Consider the following 21339-nt stretch of genomic DNA (forward strand, 5'->3'; position numbering starts at 1 on the left):
CTCCCTGTTTTTCCGGCTCAACTTCATGTCGAACCGGTTCGGTGAGTGAACATCCTCCTTGATCCAGCCTCTGTCAAGCCAGAATCCGCAACTCGTAAATCCCTAAGCAATTAGCCACTCAGAACGTGCATTTCGCCGTCATCTGTTGCATAGACGAATAAAATCTGACAAAAGAAAGCTGTAGAACCGGTTCGACACACATGACGACCATACGAGATGTCGCGCGCCTGGCGGGGGTTTCGATCTCGACCGTCTCGCTCGCGCTCAACAGCCCGAGGCGGGTCGGAGCCGAGACGCTCGACCGCATACAGCAGGCGATAACCTCGACTGGCTACCGCATCGACCCCGTTGCCCAGACGCTGGCGCGGGGGCGCAGCTCGCTCATTGGTTTCGTCTCGGCCAATCTCAGCAACATGTTCTTCGGCGACATCCGCCGCGAGATCGAACATCAGGCGCTCGACCACGGCTATTTCGTGCTGATCGCCGACTCCTCCGGCCGGGCCGATCTCGAACGGGCGCTTCTGGAGCGGCTGCAGGCGCAGAAGATCGCAGGCATCGCCTTGGCGGCAAACGGACGCGGCGAGGAATACGCAACCTTCCTGCGCGACTTCAAGACGCCGATCGTGATGTTCGACCAGAAGGTGGAGGGCGCCGAGCGCGACTTCGTCGGCTCCGACAATCCGCTGACGACGACGATCCTGACCGAGCACCTGCTGCAACTCGGCCATCGGCGCATCGCCTTCATCTCCGGCCCGAGCGGCCTGCACACCGCCGACGAGCGCCTGAAGGGCTTCGTGGACACGATGGCCGGCGCCGGCGTCGACGTCGATCCGTCGCTCGTGGTCGAGGGCGGCTATACCAGGAGCGGCGGCCATACGCAGGCGATGCGCCTGCTCACCCTCCGCGACCGGCCGACCGCCATTATCGGCGCCAACAACATGACGGGCCTGGCAACCCTGCAGGTGATGCAGGAAATGGGCTTTCGCTGCCCCGACGACGTCTCGCTGGCAATGGTCGACGACGTGCCTTGGAGCAACGTCATCACGCCCCGCATCACCATGGTCGTGCAGGATGCTCAGAAGCTCGGCCAATTGGCGGCACAGCGCCTGCTGGCCAGGATCGCAAGCCCCGAATCCGCCGCCGAGCCGCCGCAGGATTTCATCCTGACGCCGAGATTCGTGCGCGGGGAGTCGACAAGGCGGCTGTAAGGGCTTCTACCGATCCTCACGCGTATGCCAAAGCCGCAATACATAGATCGTCGACTTCTGGATTTCATAGCGTAGCTCATAATGGCCAACGAGAATGCGGCGGACCTCACGAGGATCGAACTCCTCAAGCCGTTCGCCGAGACCCGGCTGTTCGAGCAGCCGTGCGGGGGCTGCCGTCAGTGCCTGTACAGTTCGGGCCGCGGCGCGTCGGTATCGAGGCTATCGGCCCAGGCTTGAACAGACTGGTGATCGACAACGTTGCCGCTATCCACGTCGGCCAAAGCCTCAAGCGTCAAACGCCGGCGCTCCTCTTCCTGGTCAATCCATGAAGTCAGGGCCTGCTTGACGATCCAGCCCCGCGAACGTTCGAGCCGAGATGCGAGCTGATCGACCTTCTGCGCAAGCGGCAATGGAACATTGGCCGTCAGAACTTTGGTCTCCATCGAAGACTCCTCATCATCAATCATCTATAATCATTGCGATTAGTTTTGATTGCATCCAGCACTATAGAGAATGACCTCCGACTGAGGAATTCACGACGCAGGAAGAAATCCGCGAGTCGCGTGATGAAGGCCGACGTTACTGATGACCTTTGTCCTAACGCCTCGATCGCCGCAGCGTGGTTTCTCCCTGATGAGCAGCACGATGCGGCCGAGCGGCTTATGTCCGATTCAACACCGTCTGCCTATCCGGCAACGACACGCAACTGGTCTGGCAGCTCCGCGCCGATCGGAATCCGAAGTGTAAATGTCGTGCCGTTCCCGCGACTGCTTGTCACCTCTATCGATCCGCCGTGAAGTTCGATGATCTGCTTGACGAGATTAAGGCCGATACCAGTGCCGGCAATGCCGGTGGAACTTCTGGCGCGGAAATAACGCTGGAACATTTTCGGGAGGTCATCGGCGTCGATGCCGATGCCTTCGTCGCGGACAGTGATGCAAACGCTGTCCCCTTCCTGCCATCCGGTGACGTGGACGTTTGGAGAGTCCGGCGCATATTTCACGGCGTTCGAGAAGAGATTGCTGAAGACCTGGTCGAGCGCAGGATGATCCCCATAAATGGTCGGAGGAAGCCGATCGAGGTCGAGCAGAAAACGGTGGGTGCGCCGGATGCTCTCCTGGCGGGCGCCGCAGATTTCGATGATTTCCACGATCGAGCACGGCTTGTGCACGATATTGATCCTTCCGTGGTCCAATCGCCCGGCAGCAAGGATACTTTCCATCAGTTCGAGCATGCGCGAAACCGAACCGCGGATCTGATCGGCTTTTTCGCAAAGAAACTCCGGCGTCGCTGCCTCCTTGCGCCGAATGAGCCGTTGCGCCGCGCCGTCGATCACCGCAAGCGGGGTGCGGAATTCATGCGACGCCATCGAGACGAATTGCCGCTGCAATTCGTTGATCTGCTTTTCCTGTTCGAGCATGCGTTCGAGCTCTTCTGTCTGCCGCGCCAGTTCGACCGTGCGGGAGCGCACCATCTCTTCAAGCGTGTCGCGGTGCTGCAGCAATGCCTTTTCGGCGCGCTTGGCCTCGGTGACGTCGACGACAGCCATCAGCGATGCCGCCTGGCCCTTGTAGTTCAGGCAGGTGGAATAGACGGTAACCTCGATGGCCGTGCCATCTCCCTTGAGATGGCGGGAAGAGTGGGACGAGGCAGGATCCTCGACATCGAAAACGACGGCCTGCGGCGGGTTGGATTCCTGCGCCTCGATATCGGATAGCCGCATCGTCAGGAATTGCTCCAGACGATAACCGTAGTGATCGATGGCAGCCTGGTTTACGTGGAGAAATCTCAACGTTTCATGATCGTAAACCCACATCGGCATCGGGTTGCCTTCGAACAGCAGCCTGAACGACGCCTCCTGCAATTTAAGGTCGGTAATATCGACACGTATGCCGACACTGCCGCCTTCTGAGATCTGGCGTTCTTCGATCCGTATCCAGCGGTTTCCGGGTAGGCGCTGCTCGTGTTTGCTGGTGGGCTTTGCATGATGGGCCAGCCTCTCCGCCAGCCATTCCTCCTCGCGCCCGACCGCTTCCGGATATTGGCCGCGTTCGAGGCCAGCACGCAGGCGGTCTTCGAAGCGCAGGCCTTTCACGAGCATATCGCCGCTTTCGGCGTAAAGCTGCTCATATCTCTGGTTCCACAGGACGAAGCGGTCTTCCTCGTCGAACAAGACGAGGCCCTCGGGGACGACTTCGAAAGCCGCCAGAAGACGTGCATGCGCCGCCCGCGCCTCCTGCTCAGCGCGTTCTGCCTGGACATGCGCCTTCGCAAGAGCTTTTTCAGCCTGCCAAGCCTGCGTGATGTCCTCATGGGTCGATACCCAGCCGCCGTCCGACGTGCGCTGATGATAGCCGCGGATGATCTGGCCCGACTTGAGTTCCTTGATCCAGTCTCGGGGCGTATCGCCCCTGTTGGTCGCTTCGGCCCAGGCGAGATATTCCGAGGTCGAGGTGGCGGGAACGGCGCCGACCCCCTGTCTCAGCTCGAGGATGTCTTCGAGTGACTGTCCCGGATGGATGACAGAGGGTTCAAGTCCGTAGACTTCGGCATAACGGTTGTTTGAAAGCAGCAGCCGGCCGGCATCGTCGAACAGGCAGACGCCTTGTCCCATGCTGGCAAGCGCCGTATCGAGTTGCTCGTTGCGCCGCCGCAGGTCCGCCTGGACTGCGCCGAGCTCGATATGTCGGTTAATCCGGGCGACGAGCTCCGCGGTGGAGACAAGGATGGAAACGCAATCGACAGCACCGGCGGCAAGCGCTCCGATCCGGCCCTCCTCATCTTCCGGCGAGACCACGATGATGACCGGAATATCACACGTTATGGGGTTTGATTTGAGACGCCGGCAGTCTTCGAGACCCCGTCTCTCTGGCGACAGGGCGTCCAGCAAAATGAGCGCCGGCAGCGGTCTTTTGGCGGCCAAATCGTGAAACTCAGCTCGGTCGAGGTGAAGGCGCAGCACGATACCACGCCGCTCAAGGGCGTGACCGGCACCATGCAGGCCTGCCAACGTGCTATCCATTGCCAAGATTGTGTGCAATTCGCCGGACACGACCGTTCCCCCTTCGTCCACATGGACGCGACTATAAGTCGTACGGGTTAACACGCCCCTCACCCCAGGTCGGCGCCAGGGTGCTCCACGTTCTATGGTTGAAGAACGGTTGCGGGCGATGCGGAAAATATCAGGTGGAGCAAAGGACGCGCGGCAGGACATTCCTTGAGATTCGGCGTCGCCCAGACCTAGCGTTCGTTCCGGATGTCGTGCAGGAGATCCAGACCGCGCTGGTATTTTTCGGTTTTCTTGCCGGCTTGTTCGGCCTGTCGGAGATTGTCTTCAAGGTCGGCCTGTTTGACTGGCAGGGCCAGCGGATTCGATGCGGCGCGTCTGACGAATTCGTCATCGCTCTCCTCGGGCCGCCGCGTCAAGGCATCCACCGCGGAGATGATTGCCGGCGGGAAGCCTTCCTCCCTCAACCTGTCGAGCGTCCAGCCGCTGCCTTTCTCCGCGACGTCGTGAAGATAGGCGACCGTTCGCGCCTCGTCGCCCGACACGAGAAGCGCGACCCGCTGGCAATGCTCGAAGAATGGCCGGCCGGTCTTGTCGACCTGCCCTTCATGCGCCTCTAAGGCGATTTGCATGGCATGGTCGAGATGCTGCATCGCCGTTACGGTCCTTCGGTCCTTCTGATTTTCCGCCGGGAAGGCTTCTCTCCCGTTGTTATCTCGATATCGGGTGTCGTCGCCCCGGCAACTTGAGCAAGGCCGGCTTGCGGCGGGTCGAGGTCACCGCTTTCCCCGGCTCCTTGAAGCAAGGCCGCATCATCTCTGTCGTCTTGATCAAGCAGGTCTTGCAGCGTCTCATGCTCGTCTTCGCCAGCCAGCTCGTCGCAGGCCTGCATCCAATGACGCAGGTCCGAACCTTCAGGGCGGCCTTCGGCCTCCCAGATTTCATAGGCGCGCCGCCGTATCTGCTCGTGTTTGTCTATGGCCATGATCTTCTCCAGTTTCGACCTGACCTTGCAGCGTATGTCTGGCTCCGGCGCTCCCGACGGCTCTCAGCGCAGCTTCGTCTTTCAAGGCGTGTTGATGGTGGGAAGAAAATCTTCCACTTGCTTGCGCTCATCCTTTGGGAGGGTCTCCACCCGCTCTTTCCAGAAGCGTTCGGCCGCGGGGGGATCCTCCTCCCATTGGCGAACAGTGGTGATGTTGTCATCAATTTTGGACCGGCGGCGCCCGCCGAGGCTGAGATACTCCTTCGCGAGTTTCAGGCTTGGTGTCTCAGTACCGCTATCGCGATCAACCGTCGAACGAGTGTTGCGTCGAGCGGCTTCCAATGCCGCCTGGCGATCGGCCTCGGCTTGCTGCGTGTCGAAGGAGCGCGCATCGTCGGTTCCGTTGTCGGGAGACATGTTGGTTGGGGAAGTGGTCATGAATCACCTTTCGATGCTGTGATCCAATAACCTCCGCCAGCCGCGAGAGTTCCGCATGCTGGCGATTGATTCGGGCGGGCGGTCGAGCCGAACCGCGCTGCCGGCAATCAGTGAACGGCCATGCTCACCATGCGATAAGGGTGCACGGCCTCGAACTGCGAGATCATGGCCGTTGCCTGAAGCAACACGCGCTCGGCATTCTCGGGATCGTCGCGAGCGAGTTCGTCGGCATTGACGCGGATTGCTTCGGCCATGTTGTTGGAGAGTACGGCAAAGTGCGTATTGCCTTCGACAAGCGCCTCGCGCGCCGTATCCTCCAGCGTGCGAGCGATATCGACGAAGATCTCCTCGCGTTCCTCGATAGTGAGGTCTTTGATTATATTGGTCTTCTCTTCCATGTCACTCACTCCTAAAGACGTGGGACGGTGATCGAGCTCTTCGAGCCTCGATCGCCTGAGAGCTAGGAACGCCGACATCCGGATTCAAGCCATGTACAGTTTGAACTCGCCTTCGAGCCGAGGGGACGAGATCGTCATTATGCCGAACGCAGGAGTGGGCCTTCTGTTCCCGGGGAGAGCTGCTAGCAGTCGCCGGTAGAGAGTGCTAATTTTTCTCCTGCTCCTCTTGAAATCGAAAAACGCTCGAACCAGATCATTCGCGCAAGGCGCGACTTTGCACCCGAACCTCGTCAATCCGGTTCGGCCAGAGCCGACAACGTCGTCATTGTTTGTCTATGGAGGAAGACATGTCGTTCCGACCGCTTCATGACCGCATTCTCGTCCGCCGCCTCGATTCCGAAGAAAAGACCAAGGGCGGCATCATCATTCCCGACACCGCCAAGGAAAAGCCGCAGGAAGGCGAGGTCATCGCCGTCGGCCCCGGTGCGCGCAACGATGCCGGCCAAATCCAGGCGCTCGACGTCAAGGTCGGCGATCGCATCCTGTTCGGCAAATGGTCCGGCACGGAGATCAAGATCAATGGCGAGGACCTGCTGATCATGAAGGAAAGCGACGTGATGGGTATCATCGAAGCTCAGAGCGAGCGGAAAGAGGCCGCCTGAGTCCGTCAAGTCGAAAATCAATGCTAAAGCCCAGTGCGATCTCTGAGATTCGCTCCTCGCGCTTTAGATCTTAATTTCTACGCATGTCGTCCTCGCAAAACCGCTGTACACTTGGCGACATGCGCAAGCTGCCGATGAAGGAGTGAGGACATGGCTGCTAAAGAAGTCAAATTCAGCGTCGAAGCCCGCGAAAAAATGTTGCGCGGTGTCGACATCCTGGCCAACGCCGTAAAGGTGACGCTGGGTCCGAAAGGCCGCAACGTCGTGATCGACAAGTCCTTCGGTGCGCCGCGCATCACCAAGGACGGCGTCTCGGTCGCCAAGGAAGTCGAGCTCGAAGACAAGTTCGAGAACATGGGCGCCCAGATGGTCCGCGAAGTCGCTTCGAAGACCAGCGACATCGCCGGCGACGGCACCACGACTGCGACGGTGCTCGCCCAGGCGATCGTCAAGGAGGGCGCCAAGGCCGTGACGTCGGGCATGAACCCGATGGACCTGAAGCGCGGCATCGATCTCGCCGTCAGTGCGATCGTCGAAGAACTGAAGGCCAACGCCCGCAAGATATCCAACAATGCCGAAATTGCCCAGGTCGGCACGATCTCCGCCAATGGTGATGCCGAAATCGGCCGCTTCCTGGCGGAGGCCGTGCAAAAGGTCGGCAATGACGGCGTCATCACCGTTGAAGAAGCCAAGACTGCCGAAACCGAACTCGAAGTCGTCGAAGGCATGCAGTTCGACCGCGGTTATCTCAGCCCCTACTTCGTCACCAATGCCGACAAGATGCGGGTCGAGTTCGAGGACCCCTATATTCTCATTCATGAGAAGAAGCTGTCGAACCTGCAGTCGATGCTGCCGATCCTCGAAGCTGTCGTTCAGTCGGGCAAGCCGCTCCTCATCATCGCTGAAGACGTCGAAGGCGAAGCCCTTGCGACCCTCGTCGTCAACAAGCTGCGCGGCGGCCTGAAGATCGCTGCCGTCAAGGCGCCCGGCTTCGGCGACCGCCGCAAGGCCATGCTGGAGGACATCGCCATCCTGACCGCGGGCACCGTCATCTCCGAAGATCTCGGCATCAAGCTTGAGAATGTGACGCTCAACATGCTCGGCCGGGCAAAAAAGATCACGGTCGAGAAGGAAAACACGACGATCATCGACGGCGTCGGTTCGAAGGAGGAAATTTCAGGCCGCATTGCCCAGCTGAAGGCCCAGATCGAAGAAACCACCTCCGACTATGACCGCGAGAAACTGCAGGAACGCCTCGCCAAGCTCGCCGGCGGTGTTGCCGTCATCCGCGTCGGCGGCTCGACAGAGGTCGAGGTGAAGGAGAAGAAGGATCGCGTCGACGATGCGCTGCATGCCACCCGCGCAGCGGTCGAGGAGGGCATCCTGCCGGGCGGCGGCGTGGCGCTGCTGCGCGCGGTCAAGGCGCTCGGCAATATCAAGACTGCCAATGACGACCAGCGCGTGGGTGTCGACATCGTCCGTCGTGCGCTCGAGGCCCCGGCTCGACAGATTGCCGAAAACGCCGGCGCCGAAGGCTCTATCATCGTCGGCAAGCTGCGCGAGAAGAGCGACTTCTCCTATGGCTGGAATGCTCAGACCGGCGAATTCGGCGATCTCTACGCGCAGGGCGTCATCGATCCGGCAAAGGTCGTTCGCACCGCGCTGCAGGATGCATCCTCCATCGCCGGCCTGCTGGTGACGACGGAAGCGATGATCGCCGAGAAGCCGAAGAAGGATGCTCCTCCGGCAATGCCGCCCGGCGCCGGTATGGACTTTTAAGTCAGGGTCTCAGGCTCGCCCGGACACGCCGGGCGGGCCTTTTCCGAGAGAATGAAGATGGTTCAAACGATCCTAAGCCGATCGCAGGTGCCGTTGGACTCCCGCGATCTCGAAACCTGCCAACGCGTCTTCGACAAGCTCAGCGCCGATTACGCAGTGGCAAGAGACAGCGACGAAGCCGAACGAATGGCGAGCATCATCATCGAGCTCTACCGACAGGGCGTGCGCGATCCCAATCATCTGCAGTCGATGGTTCAGGCGGCCCGCGGCCTGTTTGAGACAAACGGACGCCCGACCACGCCGGTGACTGCGCCGGCACGCAATCGATGACGAGCGCATCCCGCATCCGCTTCAGCTCATAGCCGAGATCATATCGGAAGGGCTGACGCCGAAGGCATGTCGCCTTCGGCGGCCGTGACGGGCCGGCAGCAATCCGAGCCGCTCCGCACGTTTCACGCCACAGCCGCGATCGTATCGCCGTCGTTCGGCAGCAGCCGTGCAACGGCGCTCAAAAGGTCGGTCTGCGATATCAGGCCGAGGATCCGGTGGTCGTCGTCGACGACGATGACGGCATGGGTGCGCCCGTCCGTCAGAACCGGCAGCAGCGACAGGGCGAGATCCGAAGCTCTCGCCACCGCCGGCTTGGAGATCGCGTGGGCAATCGTGTCGCCGCCCCCAAACAATTCGCGCAATCCGACAGTGCCGATCAGACGGCCTTCCCGATCGTTCACCGGCAGGGTGCGGATATTATGCTTCAAAAGAAGATGTCGCGCGGCATCCGGCTCGGACGTTTCGCCGATGGCGATCACGTCCCGTGACATGATATCGGCGCAGCTGATCTTGTCGTTCGATCGGATGGCCGCCTGCAGCTCGACCTGCTGCAGCAATCTGCCGAGGTCCGCACGATCGATATCGAATGTTTCGTCGAGCGCTTCGAGGGCGGCGTCGACATCCTCCTCGCGAAAGCCCACCCGCGCGGCGGATGGCGGATCGATCGTCTGGTGGGTGTTCTCCGCCGGCTTCGGCACGACATGCGGATAGTTCCGCCTTGAAAGCTTGTGGAACAGCAGCCCGAGCCCGACGAGAATGCAGGAGTTCAAAGCGACGGGCACGAAGGGAAAGAGGAATCCCCACCCGGCAACGACGGGGCCGCCGAGCACGGCGGTCAGTGCCGCAGCCCCTCCCGGCGGATGCAGGCATCGCGTGAACGACATTGCGCCGATGGCCAGCGAAACGCCGACGCCCGTCGCGATGATCGGATCACGAATGAAATACGCCGCAATAATCCCCATCAGGGCGGAAATTGTATTGCCGCCGATGATCGCCCATGGCTGCGCCAACGGGCTTGCCGGCACCGCGAAAAGCAGCACCGCCGACGCCCCCATCGGTGCGACGATCAGCGGAAGATGCGGCCCCTGACCGAACAGATAACCGCTGATGACGCCAGTGAGACCGATGCCCAGCAAGGCTCCGAAACAGGCGATCAATCGTTCTCTTAGCGTCGCGCCGGCCAGAATGGGCGAAAACAATCGAAAGCGGCGAAAACGGTTCGGCCTTACCTTCGGTGAAACGGGAAATTGCATGCGAAGACCAATTGAGTGAGGATTTTCTGGAGGTCGAGGACGAGACGCCGGAGCTAGTTTGCCGCCAGCCTGACATCTCTGCCTTTGGTTGCGCCAAGCACTTCATGAAAGGCATTGAAGGCGCTAGGGCAATCGTCCTTGCGGTAAACCAGCAGGGTCTCGACCGACCCGAGCTGATGGGTTTGAACGGCAGTCGGCCAGTGCATGAGATCGAGAACGGACCTTGGCATCACACCCGCGGTATTTCCGGTCGCAACACTCGCCAGGATCGCATGATAGGAACCGTGCTCGATCGTCGGCAGGTCGCTCGATTTGCGCGCCCAATCTTCGGCAATCCGGCGATAGGTGCAGCCGGGTTCCAAAGCCGCGAGCGACCCGACACGCAGGTCGGCCGCGGATTTGATCGCGGGATGCCCGGATGGCAGCACGATCAACAGATCTTCGATGAAGACCGTCTCCATCTCCAGCGCCTCGAGTTCGGCGTCGAAATCCAGATCCTCCTCCCGCATCGCCTTCGGTGGGCGGGCAATAAGCGCGCAATCCAGCGCATCGGCCAGAACATCGCGGGCGAGATCGCGAGACGCGCCCATCGTCAGATGCAGCGACACGTCGGGCCACATCTGGTTGAATTGCGTCAACGCCGCCGGCAGCCGGCTTGCCGCCGTGCTCTCCATCGTGCCAACCCGCAATGTTCCCGATGGGGCAAGAGGCCGCACGGCCTGGCGCGCTTCGAGCGCCAGCGCCATCAGGCGATTCGCATAGGCGAGAAAGGTTTCGCCCTCCCGCGTCAGCGTCATCTTCTTCCCGTCACGGCTGAACAGGCAAACGCCAAGGTCCTCCTCCAATTGCTGGATGCGCGTCGTCACATTCGACGGCACCCGCCCGACGGCCTTTGCAGCCTTCGTAACGCTGCGATCGCTGGCAACGGCGAGGAATATCTCGATTGACGAAAGGTCCAATAAAAATCTCTTTTCCGGAATTAAAGCGAGTCATCGTTCTCTATATAAAAATCATCACCCGAGCTCAAGCGGGTTTAGACACAGGCGCAAAAACCGGAATCGGGGCAGCGTGAGGGCTCCCGGGCGCGACCTTCTCATGATGTCCGCGCCATCGGCAGGCCGGACAGCCAAGTGATTGCCGAAAAAAAGATCGAGACGCCACCGAAATAGCCACGCAAAGTCCGGGATCGTCCCCGCTACCGGGCGTTTTGCGGCTGGCATGGAGATTGCGTCTCGATGCTGATCTGTAGAACGACCGGCGCCGACCATATGCTGCACCTTGTTTTGACCTGCCTTCTTCTAAGCGTCGCTTCAGGCCTGAGCATGCGGCGTTTTCTTCTGCCGTATTTTCCCGGCGGCGACCTCGCTGAGAAATCCGCTCCCGTCACGGTCGTCGCAAGCGCGGTCTTTCTGGCGGCAGTCGCCTTTACCATCTCCGACCAAAATCTCTGGGGCAAATCCGTCGTGCTGATGCTCTGCCTTTTGCTGGCGGCAATGTTCGACGACGCCCGCCCCAGTCTGACCATCGCACTTTCCGCCATTAGCCTGGCGGCCTACCTCGGGCTGCGCCCGATCGGCTGAGCATCTGCTTGACATCCTGTCCTGCCGATCGATGACACGGTGTTCTGGCTCGAGACCGTATACCGGCGCGAAACGGCGCAAGGCCTGTGGCAATATCGTTCCTTCCGACCCGAAGCCGAACGTATCTAGGCTTCGGCCGCCATGCCCATTATCCCGGCGCTTAATTTCCGTCGGCCGCGCCTGGCTGACCAGCGCATAGGTTTTCGGCCGATGCCCCACATGACCTCCCGAAATTGGAAGCCAAGGGTCGCCCAGCGACATGGTTGTCACGAAGTCAAAGACAGCAAGGCCACAGCGGGAGAGAAAATCGGCAAATAATCCGGCTTTCTCGCGCGTATCGAGGCGCAGGAATGACCCCGCATGCTCGAGCGCATGCGGATGAACGACGGCAATTGCGTCTGCGTCACTGACCGCCACCACCGGGCCGACGACATGGCTGCGCCCGAACCTTCGGCAAAGCGCGAAGGCCTCGACCCGGCCGGAGCGAACCAATACGACGCCCTTGGAATGTGCCATGAGTCGTGTCAGAAGCAGCGTGCGGTCCGTGCCGAAGGCAACGCGATCCAGTTCCGCGATCGCCTCCAGATCTTCAGCTTCTACGGGCCGTAGCAAGCTTGAGCTTTCCCGCGCGACGGAAATTGCAATCGATGCCCTCCTCGGTGACGATCGCCTCGATCGTATCGATGGACTCATCGAACGCCCGATAGAGCGCCATAGCCCTCTCCGCGCCGAGCGCGGACAGGAAGCTGTGAGCCAATCCGTTGTTGAGGTGGCCGCCATTGCGCCCCGATGCCCCCCAGCCCACCCGTTCGCCCTCCAGTACGACGACCTTGACGCCGGCTTTCGCAAGCTGGCGCGCCGCTGCAAGCCCGGTAAAGCCCGCGCCGATCACGGCGACATCATAATGTCCTTCGACAGGACCTTGAGCCGCATCGGCAAAAGCACGCGCTGTGTCGTGCCAGTAGGACTGGAACTGCATCCTCTTATCTCCGTCAGAGGCCGACAACGCCATGCAAGCCGGAGATGTCGGGAATCTCGACATAGCCGTAATAGGGATTTGCCGGCTCGTGACCGCGATTGACCCAGACCTTGTTTTTGATGCCGAGATCGTGGGCCGACATCAGATCATAGCGGAAGGATGACGAGCAATGCAGCACGTCCTCTGGCCCGCAGCCGAGCATGTCGAACATGTATTCGAAAGCCTGGAAGCGCGGCTTATAAGCATTGGCCTGCTGAGCGGTATAAACCGCGTGGAAGGGCGCGCCGAGCTTTTCGACATTCGACATGATCTGGGAGTTCATGGCGTTGGACAGGATGACCAAAGGAATTTCCTTGGCAACTCTGGCAAGGGCCTCGGGTACGTCCCGATGCGCCCCCCAGGTGGGAACACGCTCGTAAACCATTTGCGCTGCTTCGTCGCGAAACGTGACGCCGTTGCGCTTGCATGTCCGCTCGAGCGAGTTGTGCACCACCTCGGCGTAGGGCTTCCAGGCGCCCATGATCTCGTCGAGACGATAGGCGGCGAAATTCCTGACGAACTCCGCCATGCGCGGCTCCTCGAGTTGATCGCCGTAGAGGTCGCGCGCCGCTTCCGCCATCTGGAAGTTGGTCAGCGTGCCGTAGCAATCGAAGGTGATGTATTTCGGGCGGAACGTCGTCATCTGCGTATCCTTGAATGACTGGAACCGGGATGTTTCACAATCATAGGCACCGCTTTATCCGTGGCTTACCCGAATTGGCGGCATCCGAAGCAGAATCTATCGTATCGAAAGCGGCGTTTGGCAGAAGGTTGCGCGCGCTCGGGTTCAGTCGTGATCGTGGTCATGATGCGACGGAAGATCGAGGCCGAAGGTATTGACGAGATCGGCGACCTGGGCCGGGCTGAGGAAACGGGGATTGAGGTTGCGCAACAGCAGATAGAGCTTCGCCGTTTCCTCCAGTTCCTCGGTCGCGAAGACCGCCGCCTCCAGGCTGTCACCGGCGACAACAGGTCCATGATTGGCGAGAAGCACCGACGAATATTTGCCTGCCAGTCCGCGGATTGCGTCAGCCACCGCCGGATCCCCAGGACGATAATACGGCACCAAAGCGGTCTCGCCGGCGCGCATGAGATAATATGGCGTCATCGGCGGCAAGGCGGCCCGCGGATCAATCTCCGGCAGCATGGTCAGCGCCACCGCATGGGTGGAGTGAAGATGGACGATGGCGCGGGCGCTGCCGCGTGTCTCGTAGAGGGCGGTGTGAAGCGGGATTTCCTTGGTCGGCTTGTCGCCGGACAGCAAACGGCCTTGCGCATCGAGCCTGGAGATCCGGGCCGGGTCGAGAAAACCGAGCGAGGCGTTGGTCGGCGTCACCAGCCAGCCGCCGTCCTCCAGCCGCAACGATATGTTGCCGGACGAACCGGGCGTCAGCCCGCGCTCGAACAGCGAGCGAGCGTATAGGCAGATTTCCTCACGCAGGCGCGCGTCGGACATGGTGGTTCCTCCAGGTTACGCAGTTGCCCCTTCGATCAGTTCAAAACCGAGATCGATGGCCTGCGGCGGCGCGTTGGCGACGACCAGCTCAGCGGCGATCTGCCCCGTCGCCACACGCGGCGTGCGGATGGTCGATAAGGGTTGCGGTATTGCCCGGCCGATATCGAGGCCGTTATAGCCGAATATAGCGAGCTGCGAGGGGATGGCGATCCCTTGAGCGAGACAATGAAAATAACCACCGAGCGCCATGTCATCGTTGGAAAAGTAGACCGCATCGAGGCCGGTCGCTCGTGCGAGCAGTCGCTCCAGTCCCTGCTTGCCGTTTTCGACCGAGGAAGCGTCCGCGAGGATTTCCTGGGCGATGAGGGGGGTGCCGTTGGCTTCAAGAGTTTCACAAAAGCTCAAGAAGCGTTTGCCGGCGCGGGTGTCGCGGTCCAGGTCGTGACCGACATAACCGATCCGCCGGTAGCCCCGCCTGAGCAGGAAGGCAGCGCTCTCCCGCCCGGCCGCGCGATTCGAGAAGCCGACCGCAATATCGAGGGCGTCGCCATCCAGATCGAGCAGTTCCACGACCCGGCATCCGCTGGCGCGCAACATCTTCGCCGTACCCTCGGTGTGCTCGTAGCCCGCCAGCATCACTGCCGCCGGGCGCCAGGCAAGCATCGCGGTGGCGAGCGCCTCCTCCTTGCCCGGATCATAGTCCGTCACCGAAAAGACTGCCTGATAGCGGTTTTCTTCGAGAACGGCACCCGCTCCACGCAGCACGTCGGAAAATACGATGTTAGACAGCGAGGGAATGACGAAGGCGACAAGGCGCGAACCGGTGGAGGCAAGCGTTCCCGCGATCCGGTTCGGGACATAGCCCAGCCGCTCGACGGCAGCCATTACCCGCTCCCGCGTTCTGCCGGAAAACGATCCGTGGTTGCGCAGCACGCGCGACACCGTGCTCTCGCCGACGCCGGCCGCTTGCGCGACCTCTGCAAGGGTCACCGTCGCCTGATGTTTGAATTCCATGGTCAATCTTGAACCCGGCATCTGAAGCGCGAAGCTATCCTCGGGACACCTCGCTGCGATAGCCATTTTTCATCTCTTCCGACCAGAAGCAAGATATTTTTGGCAGCGCTGCCAATCTGCAGTTGGCAGCGCTGCCAAAAGGGAGTAGGAAAATGGCAGCGCTGCCAAAAGTCGCTTATCGCCGCCCAGGCATGGCTCTTGCAAGACTGGAGAAACTCCCATGACACCGCTTGCCGAACATTCAGGCCCCACCGTCATCGCGGCCGTGATCGGACTTGGCTCCATGGGCCTGGGAATGGCTCGCTCGATGAAGCGCGCCGGTCTCGACGTCATCGGATACGACATAACGCCGGCGGCAGTGGACCGCTTCGTCGCCGAAGGCGGACGTGGCGCGGCGACTCCTGCCGACGCCGCCAGGGAGGCTGACATCGTCGTCTGCGTGGTGGTCAACGGCGCGCAGACCGAGGCCGTGCTGTTCGGGGCAGAGGGTGTCGCGGCTGCAATGAAGGCGGGCGCCGTATTCATCTCCTCGGCAACCATGGATCCGGCCGTCGCACGCGATCTGGCGGGGCGGGCCGAGGCCCTCGGTCTGCACTATCTCGATGCGCCGATATCGGGCGGCGCGGCGAAGGCCGCGCTTGGCGAGCTGACGATCATGGCTTCCGGCTCCATGCAGGCTTTCGATGCGGCGCGGCCGGGCCTTGAGGCCATGGCCGGCAAAGTCTACGAGCTCGGCGAGGCGGCCGGAATCGGCGCCGCTTTCAAGATGATCAACCAGCTTCTCGCCGGGGTGCATATCGCGGCCGCATGCGAGGCCATTAGCTTTGCCGCCAAGCAGGGTCTCGACCTCGACAAGGTCTATGAAGTCATCACCGCCTCGGCTGGCAATTCGTGGATGTTCGAAAACCGCGTGCCGCATGTATTGGCCGGAGACTATACGCCGCTCAGCAGCATCGAGATCTTCGTCAAGGATCTCGGTATCGTTCAGGATATGGCCCGCTCCGAACGATATCCTGCACCGCTCGCGGCAGCCGCTCTGCAAATGTATCTGGCGGCGGCCGGGGCCGGCATGGGCCGCGACGACGATTCCTCACTCGCGCGCCTCTACGCCAAGCTTTCCGGCGCGGAGTTGCCCAGTTCCGTCAAGGAACCGCAGAGCCTGTAAAGGAAGTCAACATGCCTGCTTTCGCCGCCAACCTGACGATGATGTTCAACGAATGGGCCTTCCTCGACCGCTTCGACGCCGCAGCCGATGCAGGCTTTTCCGCCGTCGAATATCTCTTTCCCTATGAAGTCACGCCGGAGGCCATCGCCGAACGGCTCGCCCGCAACAATCTGCAGCAGGCCCTGTTCAACCTGCCGCCGGGCGACTGGGGCGCCGGCGAACGCGGCATCGCTGCCCTTCCCGGACGGTTCGACGAGCTGAAGGCCAATGTCGAGCGGGCGCTGGATTATGCGGCGGCGACGGGCGTCAAACGGTTGCACCTGATGGCAGGCATCGCCGATCCTCATGATCAGGGCGCCTCTTCCTCATACCGGCGCTCCGTGGCCTACACCGCCGGCCGGCTTGGGGAAAAGGGCATCGACCTTCTGCTTGAACCGATCAACGGGCGCAACATGCCGGGATATTTCCTAAACGATTTCGGCAGCGCCGAGCGGCTGATCGCGGAATGCGGCCTGCCGAACCTGAAGCTTCAATTCGACATCTATCACCGTCAGATCATCCATGGCGACGTTGCCATGGCATTGCGGCGCCTGCTGCCGATCACTGGCCACATCCAGATCGCCAGCGTGCCGTCACGCAACGAGCCGGATGGGGAAGAGCTGAACTATCCCTATCTGTTCAGCCAAATCGACGGGCTGGGTTATGATGGCTTCATCGGCTGCGAATACATTCCGCGAGGCCGCACGCTGGACGGTCTAGGCTGGTTCGCCCCTTTTGCACGGAGCTAGACGATGGCTATTTCACTCGGATCGATCGCTGACGACTACACGGGCGCATCGGACCTCGCCAACACGCTGACAAAGAACGGCTTGCGCACGGTCCAGACGGTCGGCATCCCCGATCCCTCGCTCGCACTGCCCGACGTGGATGCCGTTGTCGTCTCACTGAAAATCCGCTCCGTCCCGGCCGCGGAGGCGGTAACGGCAGCCACGGAAGCTGACCGATGGCTGCGCCAGCGGGGCGCCGGGCATGTGCTTTACAAAATCTGCTCGACCTTCGACTCCACTGATGCCGGCAATATCGGTCCCGTCACCGAGGCCTTGCGCGATGCTGCGGGCGGCGGCAGCGTACTGGTTACACCAGCCTTTCCGGAAACAGGGCGTACGGTCTATCTCGGCCATCTCTTCGTCGGCGGCCAACCATTGAACGAAAGCCCGCTCAAGGATCACCCCCTCAACCCGATGCACGACGCCAATCTCGTGCGGGTTCTTACTCGGCAATCGCGAGGCGCCATCGGCTTGATCGATCTGGCAGCCATCGCGGCCGGCCCTGCCGCCGCGAGGGCGAGGCTCGATGCGTTGCGCACGACAGGCGTGACCATGGCTGTCGCCGACGCGATTTTCGAAACGGATCTTGAAACGCTCGGCGAGATTGCGCTCGAAACGCCGGTATCGACCGGTGCCTCCGGCCTTGGCCTCGGCCTTGCCCGGGCGCTCGTCCGTTCCGGCCGCATATCCGGCCGCGCAACAGCTGAAGACGTCATTCGCCCTGTCGGCGGGTTTTCGGCGATCGTTGCCGGCAGCTGTTCGAAGGCAACACTAAGCCAGCTCGAGGTCGCCGAACGGTCGATGCCTGTGCTGCGGCTTGATCCGGAGCGGCTGATGTCAGGCCCCGATGAGCTCGCCGCCGCTATTTCCTGGGCCGGAGACCGCATCTCCGCCGGTCCGGTCATAGTCGCCGCGAGCGGGACGCCGGAAACGGTATCCCGCCTGCAATCGCAATATGGGCGGGAGGCCTCCGGCCACGCGATCGAGACCGCGACCTCGATCATAGCAGCCGAACTGGTTGAGAGAGGCGTGCGGCGCCTGGTGGTCGCCGGCGGTGAAACCTCGGGGGCCGCCGTCGACAGGCTCGCCATCCCGGCATTTCTGATCGGCCCCGAGATTGCTCCCGGCGTGCCGGTGCTGCGCACGGTCGGCAATCGGCAGGGCGACATGCTTCTGGCATTGAAATCCGGAAATTTCGGTGGCGACGACTTCTTTGCGGCAGCGCTGGCAATGATGCACTGACCTGCCCGGAAGAGCCGAGCCATTTTGGCCCCGAGCCGGTTTGGATAGCGTGGATATCGTTCGGCTCTAGCATAAGATGCGGCAGCCCCTCGGCCAATGCTATAAGATACTGCCTGAACCGCGGCCTTCAGACGATCTGCCCGCCGGGGCTCCGGCAGACTTGCGGGCACGACATGAAGGACGGCCCGATGCAAACACGTCAGATCGAAATCGCTGCATTTAGCCCAGATCATCTGGAGGCAGCCGTTGCGCTCTCCAGGCGGGCGGGCTGGCCGCATCGGCCGCAGGACTGGCAGATGGCGCTGACCTTGAGCGAAGGCGTTGTTGCAATCGAAAACGACAGGGTCGTCGGCACCGTCCTCATCACTCGATACAAGCGGGATTGTGCGACCATCAACATGGTGATCGTCGACGAGACCATGCGCGGCCGGAGCCTCGGCCGCAGGCTGATGGAGGTCGCCTTGCAGATCGCAGGCTACCGGCTTTTGCCGGGCGACCCAGAGGAGGCGCGGGCGCTCGCGGGCAGGCTGCGCGCCGGCAGCGTTCGCCTTAACAGTGCCGCCTGGGACAGCGCCGCGCCTTTTGGCGGCTACAAGCAATCCGGCAACGGCCGGGAATATGGCAAGTTCGGACTGCACGAGTTTACCGAGGTCAAGGGCATCGTTGGCTTCTTGAACGACTGAATCTCAAATCTGCGATATCCGGTTTGGGATGCCTGACGTATGACAAGGCCGTGCAGGGTCCAAGCATACTCGCGATGAGGTGCCTCGCCATAGAAGCGGCTGCTCGGCCACACAAACGTAGATCTGGCGCACAGCCTCTGTCGTGCGCCAACACCAACGAACCTGACTTCATGACGAAACCGTCACCTGCGCGAAGGGTCTTAGATCCCCGGTGCCCGCCATTGAAGGCCTTCGCCGCCCTCTCTAGTGCGGAAACAATGTGGTCAGCGGCATGTGGGCTTTGACGATTGGCGATTTCAGGACGACGAAACTGAAATATTTGTCGATGCCGACGTCCATGTCGGTGAGCCTTTCCATGATCGTCTGGTATTCATCGATCCCGGCGGTTACGAATTTCAGCAGATAATCATAGCCGCCCGAAACCAGATGGCATTCGATCACCTGGTCGACCTTCTCGATCGCTGCGAGGAAACGGGCGAAATCGATCTGCCGATGGTTTTTCAGGGTAATCTCGGTAAACACGGTCAGCGTCTGACCGAGTTTGCTGACGTTGATCTGCGCAGAATAGCCTTCGATGTAACCCTCGGACTGCAGCTTCTTCACTCGCATCAGGCAGGGGCTCGGCGACAGATTGACCAGCTCGGCGAGCTCCACATTGGTGACGCGGCCATTCTTCTGCAGTTCGTAGAGGATTTTTATGTCGATCCGGTCAAGTTTCATCATCACACGCGCCTTCGCTTGCTCGAGATCGCCCAACGGCGCAGCAGATTATGCTGCAGCCTTTTCAACGTCGAGCTTAACACATGACAAAGGGGTGTCGATCGGATTGCGGGACATGCCGAAGCACAAATGGCTGCCGGCTGGCCCGCAAGACGGAATCTTCTGCTGTCGCTGGATGAACTCCGGCAAAGGTGCCGCGTCGGATCCGCTAGACTGGCCTGAAACGGAGACCATACCATGCCCGCACCGCTCACGCGCGTCGACACCACACCGCAGCTGCCTGCTGCCGCAGATGCGGTGGTAATCGGCGGCGGCATCGTCGGCGTTTTCACGGCCTATTATCTGGCCAGACGCGGATTGAAGGTCGCCCTCGTCGAGAAAGGGCTTGTCGGGGCGGAACAATCGAGCCGCAACTGGGGCTGGTGCCGCCAGCAGAACCGCGACGCCCGTGAATTGCCGATGTCGACGAAGAGCCTCGATCTGTGGGAGCGCTTCGCCGCCGAGACCGGCGAGGACACCGGCTTCCGCCGCTGCGGCCTCTTCTATCTCAGCAACAGCGATGAGGAACTCTCCGGCTGGGCGCGTTGGCGCGATTTCGCCCGATCCGTCGGCGTCACGACGCATATGCTGAGCGGTGCGGAGGCAACCGAACGCGGGCGGGCCACCGGCACGGCGTGGAAAGGTGGGGTCTTTTCGCCGACCGACGGGACCGCCGATCCTGCAAGTGCCGCGCCTGCAGTCGCGCGTGCGATCCTGAAGCTCGGCGGCACGGTGCATCAGTCCTGTGCGGCCCGCGGCGTCGACATCGAAGGCGGCAGAGTTTCAGGCGTCCTCACGGAGCATGGCACGATCCGGACGAAGGTCGCGATCCTGGCCGGCGGCGCCTGGGCCTCCTCCTTCTGCCGTCAGCTCGGCATTCGATTTCCGCAGGCCTCGATCCGCTCGTCGATCCTGTCGGTTTCGCCGGGTGCACCCGGCCTGCCGGATGCGCTGCATACGTCAGCTGTTTCCGTGACACGTCGCCGCGACGGCGGCTACACGCTTGCGATCAGCGGCCGCGGCCGCGTCGATCCCACCGCGCAGCAGTTTCGTTTCGCGCCGCAGTTCCTGCCCATGTTCGCCCGCCGCTGGCGGAGTCTGGCACCCGGCGGATTGGAGGGGATTCGTTCGGGCCACGAATCTCTGGCGCGCTGGCGGCTCGACAGGCCGACGCCGATGGAGCGCATGCGCATCCTCGATCCGGCAGTCGACCAGGCCACCATTACCCTCACGCATTCACGGGCGCTCGAGCTGCTGCCCGCCTTGAAGAACACCGAAATCAACGCGGCCTGGGCGGGCTATATCGACAGCACGCCGGACGGCGTGCCGGCAATCGGCGAGATCGCCACCCTTCCAGGTTTCATCCTCGCCGCCGGCTTCAGCGGCCACGGCTTCGGCATCGGACCCGGCGCCGGTCATCTGATTGCCGATATCGTCACGGGCAATGAGCCGATCGTCGACCCGCGGCCCTATCACCCCAACCGTTTCGCGGCGTCCTCCTGGGGCAAAGTCGCCGATTTCTAGAGCGCGTCGCA

General features: G+C 61.5%; 21 protein-coding genes and 5 pseudogenes. 11 read left to right on the forward strand and 15 right to left on the reverse strand.

Annotated elements, in window-relative coordinates; genetic code table 11:
* The first annotated feature begins 200 nt into the window (after positions 1-200).
* Entirely contained in the window at positions 201-1208 is a 1008-nt protein-coding gene (locus tag FHT70_RS01205) for a LacI family DNA-binding transcriptional regulator (RefSeq protein WP_183698404.1), read from the forward strand.
* Between the two features lie 6 nt (positions 1209-1214).
* Here the strand turns inward: FHT70_RS01205 and FHT70_RS01210 are convergent.
* The 7 genes and pseudogenes from FHT70_RS01210 to FHT70_RS01240 all read right to left on the reverse strand — a co-directional run.
* Positions 1215-1418, reverse strand: a pseudogene (locus FHT70_RS01210) (type II toxin-antitoxin system RelE/ParE family toxin); the annotation flags it as partial.
* A complete protein-coding gene (locus tag FHT70_RS01215) occupies positions 1385-1651 on the reverse strand; it encodes a ribbon-helix-helix domain-containing protein (RefSeq protein ID WP_183698531.1) in 267 nt (88 codons plus the stop codon). The pseudogene FHT70_RS01210 and the gene FHT70_RS01215, both read right to left, overlap by 34 nt.
* A 242-nt stretch (positions 1652-1893) precedes the next feature.
* On the reverse strand, positions 1894-4230 hold the full coding sequence (locus tag FHT70_RS01220; RefSeq protein ID WP_183698405.1) for a PAS-domain containing protein: 2337 nt from the start codon (positions 4228-4230) through the stop codon (positions 1894-1896).
* Positions 4231-4448: 218 nt separating this feature from the next.
* Complete coding sequence (locus tag FHT70_RS01225) at positions 4449-4868, reverse strand: HD domain-containing protein (protein WP_183698406.1); 420 nt, start codon at positions 4866-4868, stop codon at positions 4449-4451.
* 5 nt (positions 4869-4873) lie between these two features.
* A complete protein-coding gene (locus FHT70_RS01230; RefSeq protein WP_085781733.1) occupies positions 4874-5200 on the reverse strand; it encodes a DUF2934 domain-containing protein in 327 nt (108 codons plus the stop codon).
* 81 nt (positions 5201-5281) lie between these two features.
* Positions 5282-5638 (reverse strand): hypothetical protein, encoded by a 357-nt coding sequence (locus tag FHT70_RS01235; RefSeq protein WP_183698407.1) that lies wholly within the window; start codon positions 5636-5638, stop codon positions 5282-5284.
* Between the two features lie 107 nt (positions 5639-5745).
* The gene (locus FHT70_RS01240) at positions 5746-6036 is read right to left on the reverse strand and encodes a hypothetical protein (protein ID WP_097600515.1); all 291 of its coding nucleotides are present in this window, start codon (positions 6034-6036) and stop codon (positions 5746-5748) included.
* Positions 6037-6383: 347 nt separating this feature from the next.
* Between FHT70_RS01240 and groES the strand changes: the two genes are divergently transcribed.
* From groES to FHT70_RS01255, 3 genes are all read left to right on the forward strand, one after another.
* Positions 6384-6698, forward strand: coding sequence for a co-chaperone GroES (gene groES, locus FHT70_RS01245; protein ID WP_183698408.1), 315 nt, complete (start codon positions 6384-6386; stop codon positions 6696-6698).
* Positions 6699-6848: 150 nt separating this feature from the next.
* Entirely contained in the window at positions 6849-8477 is a 1629-nt protein-coding gene (groL, locus tag FHT70_RS01250) for a chaperonin GroEL (protein WP_085781737.1), read from the forward strand.
* Between the two features lie 57 nt (positions 8478-8534).
* A complete protein-coding gene (locus FHT70_RS01255) occupies positions 8535-8807 on the forward strand; it encodes a hypothetical protein (protein WP_085782065.1) in 273 nt (90 codons plus the stop codon).
* 122 nt (positions 8808-8929) lie between these two features.
* Here the strand turns inward: FHT70_RS01255 and FHT70_RS01260 are convergent, their stop codons facing one another.
* Both FHT70_RS01260 and FHT70_RS01265 read right to left on the reverse strand, forming a co-directional pair.
* Positions 8930-10060, reverse strand: a complete 1131-nt coding sequence (locus tag FHT70_RS01260; protein WP_183698409.1) for an HPP family protein — start codon at positions 10058-10060, stop codon at positions 8930-8932.
* Positions 10061-10113: 53 nt separating this feature from the next.
* The gene (locus FHT70_RS01265) at positions 10114-11019 is read right to left on the reverse strand and encodes a LysR substrate-binding domain-containing protein (protein WP_183698410.1); all 906 of its coding nucleotides are present in this window, start codon (positions 11017-11019) and stop codon (positions 10114-10116) included.
* A 309-nt stretch (positions 11020-11328) separates the two neighbouring features.
* Between FHT70_RS01265 and FHT70_RS01270 the strand changes: the two genes are divergently transcribed.
* Positions 11329-11640: a hypothetical protein gene (locus FHT70_RS01270; RefSeq protein WP_183698533.1), complete on the forward strand. Its 312-nt coding sequence runs from the start codon at positions 11329-11331 to the stop codon at positions 11638-11640.
* A 309-nt stretch (positions 11641-11949) separates the two neighbouring features.
* Here FHT70_RS01270 and FHT70_RS30660 read toward each other — a convergent pair.
* From FHT70_RS30660 to FHT70_RS01295, 5 genes and pseudogenes are all read right to left on the reverse strand, one after another.
* Positions 11950-12156, reverse strand: a pseudogene (locus FHT70_RS30660) (GNAT family N-acetyltransferase); the annotation flags it as partial.
* Between the two features lie 54 nt (positions 12157-12210).
* Positions 12211-12619 (reverse strand): annotated as a pseudogene (locus FHT70_RS01280) (FAD-dependent oxidoreductase); the annotation flags it as partial.
* Between the two features lie 13 nt (positions 12620-12632).
* Positions 12633-13301: a haloacid dehalogenase type II gene (locus FHT70_RS01285; RefSeq protein WP_183698411.1), complete on the reverse strand. Its 669-nt coding sequence runs from the start codon at positions 13299-13301 to the stop codon at positions 12633-12635.
* 144 nt (positions 13302-13445) lie between these two features.
* Positions 13446-14114 (reverse strand): aldolase, encoded by a 669-nt coding sequence (locus FHT70_RS01290; RefSeq protein ID WP_097600511.1) that lies wholly within the window; start codon positions 14112-14114, stop codon positions 13446-13448.
* 15 nt (positions 14115-14129) lie between these two features.
* Positions 14130-15128 carry a LacI family DNA-binding transcriptional regulator gene (locus FHT70_RS01295; protein WP_097600510.1) on the reverse strand — a complete coding sequence of 333 codons (999 nt, stop codon included), beginning with the start codon at positions 15126-15128 and terminating at the stop codon, positions 14130-14132.
* Between the two features lie 220 nt (positions 15129-15348).
* On the opposite strand from FHT70_RS01295, the gene ltnD reads away from it, so the two are divergent.
* The 5 genes and pseudogenes from ltnD to FHT70_RS01320 form a co-directional block, all read left to right on the forward strand.
* Entirely contained in the window at positions 15349-16293 is a 945-nt protein-coding gene (ltnD, locus tag FHT70_RS01300; protein ID WP_183698412.1) for an L-threonate dehydrogenase, read from the forward strand.
* Positions 16294-16304: 11 nt separating this feature from the next.
* A complete protein-coding gene (gene otnI, locus FHT70_RS01305; RefSeq protein WP_097600508.1) occupies positions 16305-17081 on the forward strand; it encodes a 2-oxo-tetronate isomerase in 777 nt (258 codons plus the stop codon).
* Between the two features lie 3 nt (positions 17082-17084).
* Positions 17085-18362 (forward strand): 3-oxo-tetronate kinase, encoded by a 1278-nt coding sequence (gene otnK, locus FHT70_RS01310; RefSeq protein ID WP_183698413.1) that lies wholly within the window; start codon positions 17085-17087, stop codon positions 18360-18362.
* Positions 18363-18550: 188 nt separating this feature from the next.
* Positions 18551-18832 (forward strand): annotated as a pseudogene (locus FHT70_RS01315) (GNAT family N-acetyltransferase); the annotation flags it as partial.
* Positions 18833-18853: 21 nt separating this feature from the next.
* Positions 18854-19045: pseudogene (locus tag FHT70_RS01320) on the forward strand (aldehyde dehydrogenase family protein); the annotation flags it as partial.
* A 243-nt stretch (positions 19046-19288) separates the two neighbouring features.
* Here FHT70_RS01320 and FHT70_RS01325 read toward each other — a convergent pair.
* The gene (locus FHT70_RS01325; RefSeq protein WP_064693246.1) at positions 19289-19765 is read right to left on the reverse strand and encodes an Lrp/AsnC family transcriptional regulator; all 477 of its coding nucleotides are present in this window, start codon (positions 19763-19765) and stop codon (positions 19289-19291) included.
* A 237-nt stretch (positions 19766-20002) separates the two neighbouring features.
* On the opposite strand from FHT70_RS01325, the gene FHT70_RS01330 reads away from it, so the two are divergent.
* Complete coding sequence (locus tag FHT70_RS01330) at positions 20003-21328, forward strand: FAD-binding oxidoreductase (protein WP_183698414.1); 1326 nt, start codon at positions 20003-20005, stop codon at positions 21326-21328.
* The last annotated feature ends 11 nt before the right edge of the window (positions 21329-21339 follow it).

The organism is Rhizobium sp. BK049 (assembly GCF_014193135.1).
In the GTDB taxonomy this organism is placed as follows: Bacteria; Pseudomonadota; Alphaproteobacteria; order Rhizobiales; family Rhizobiaceae; genus Rhizobium.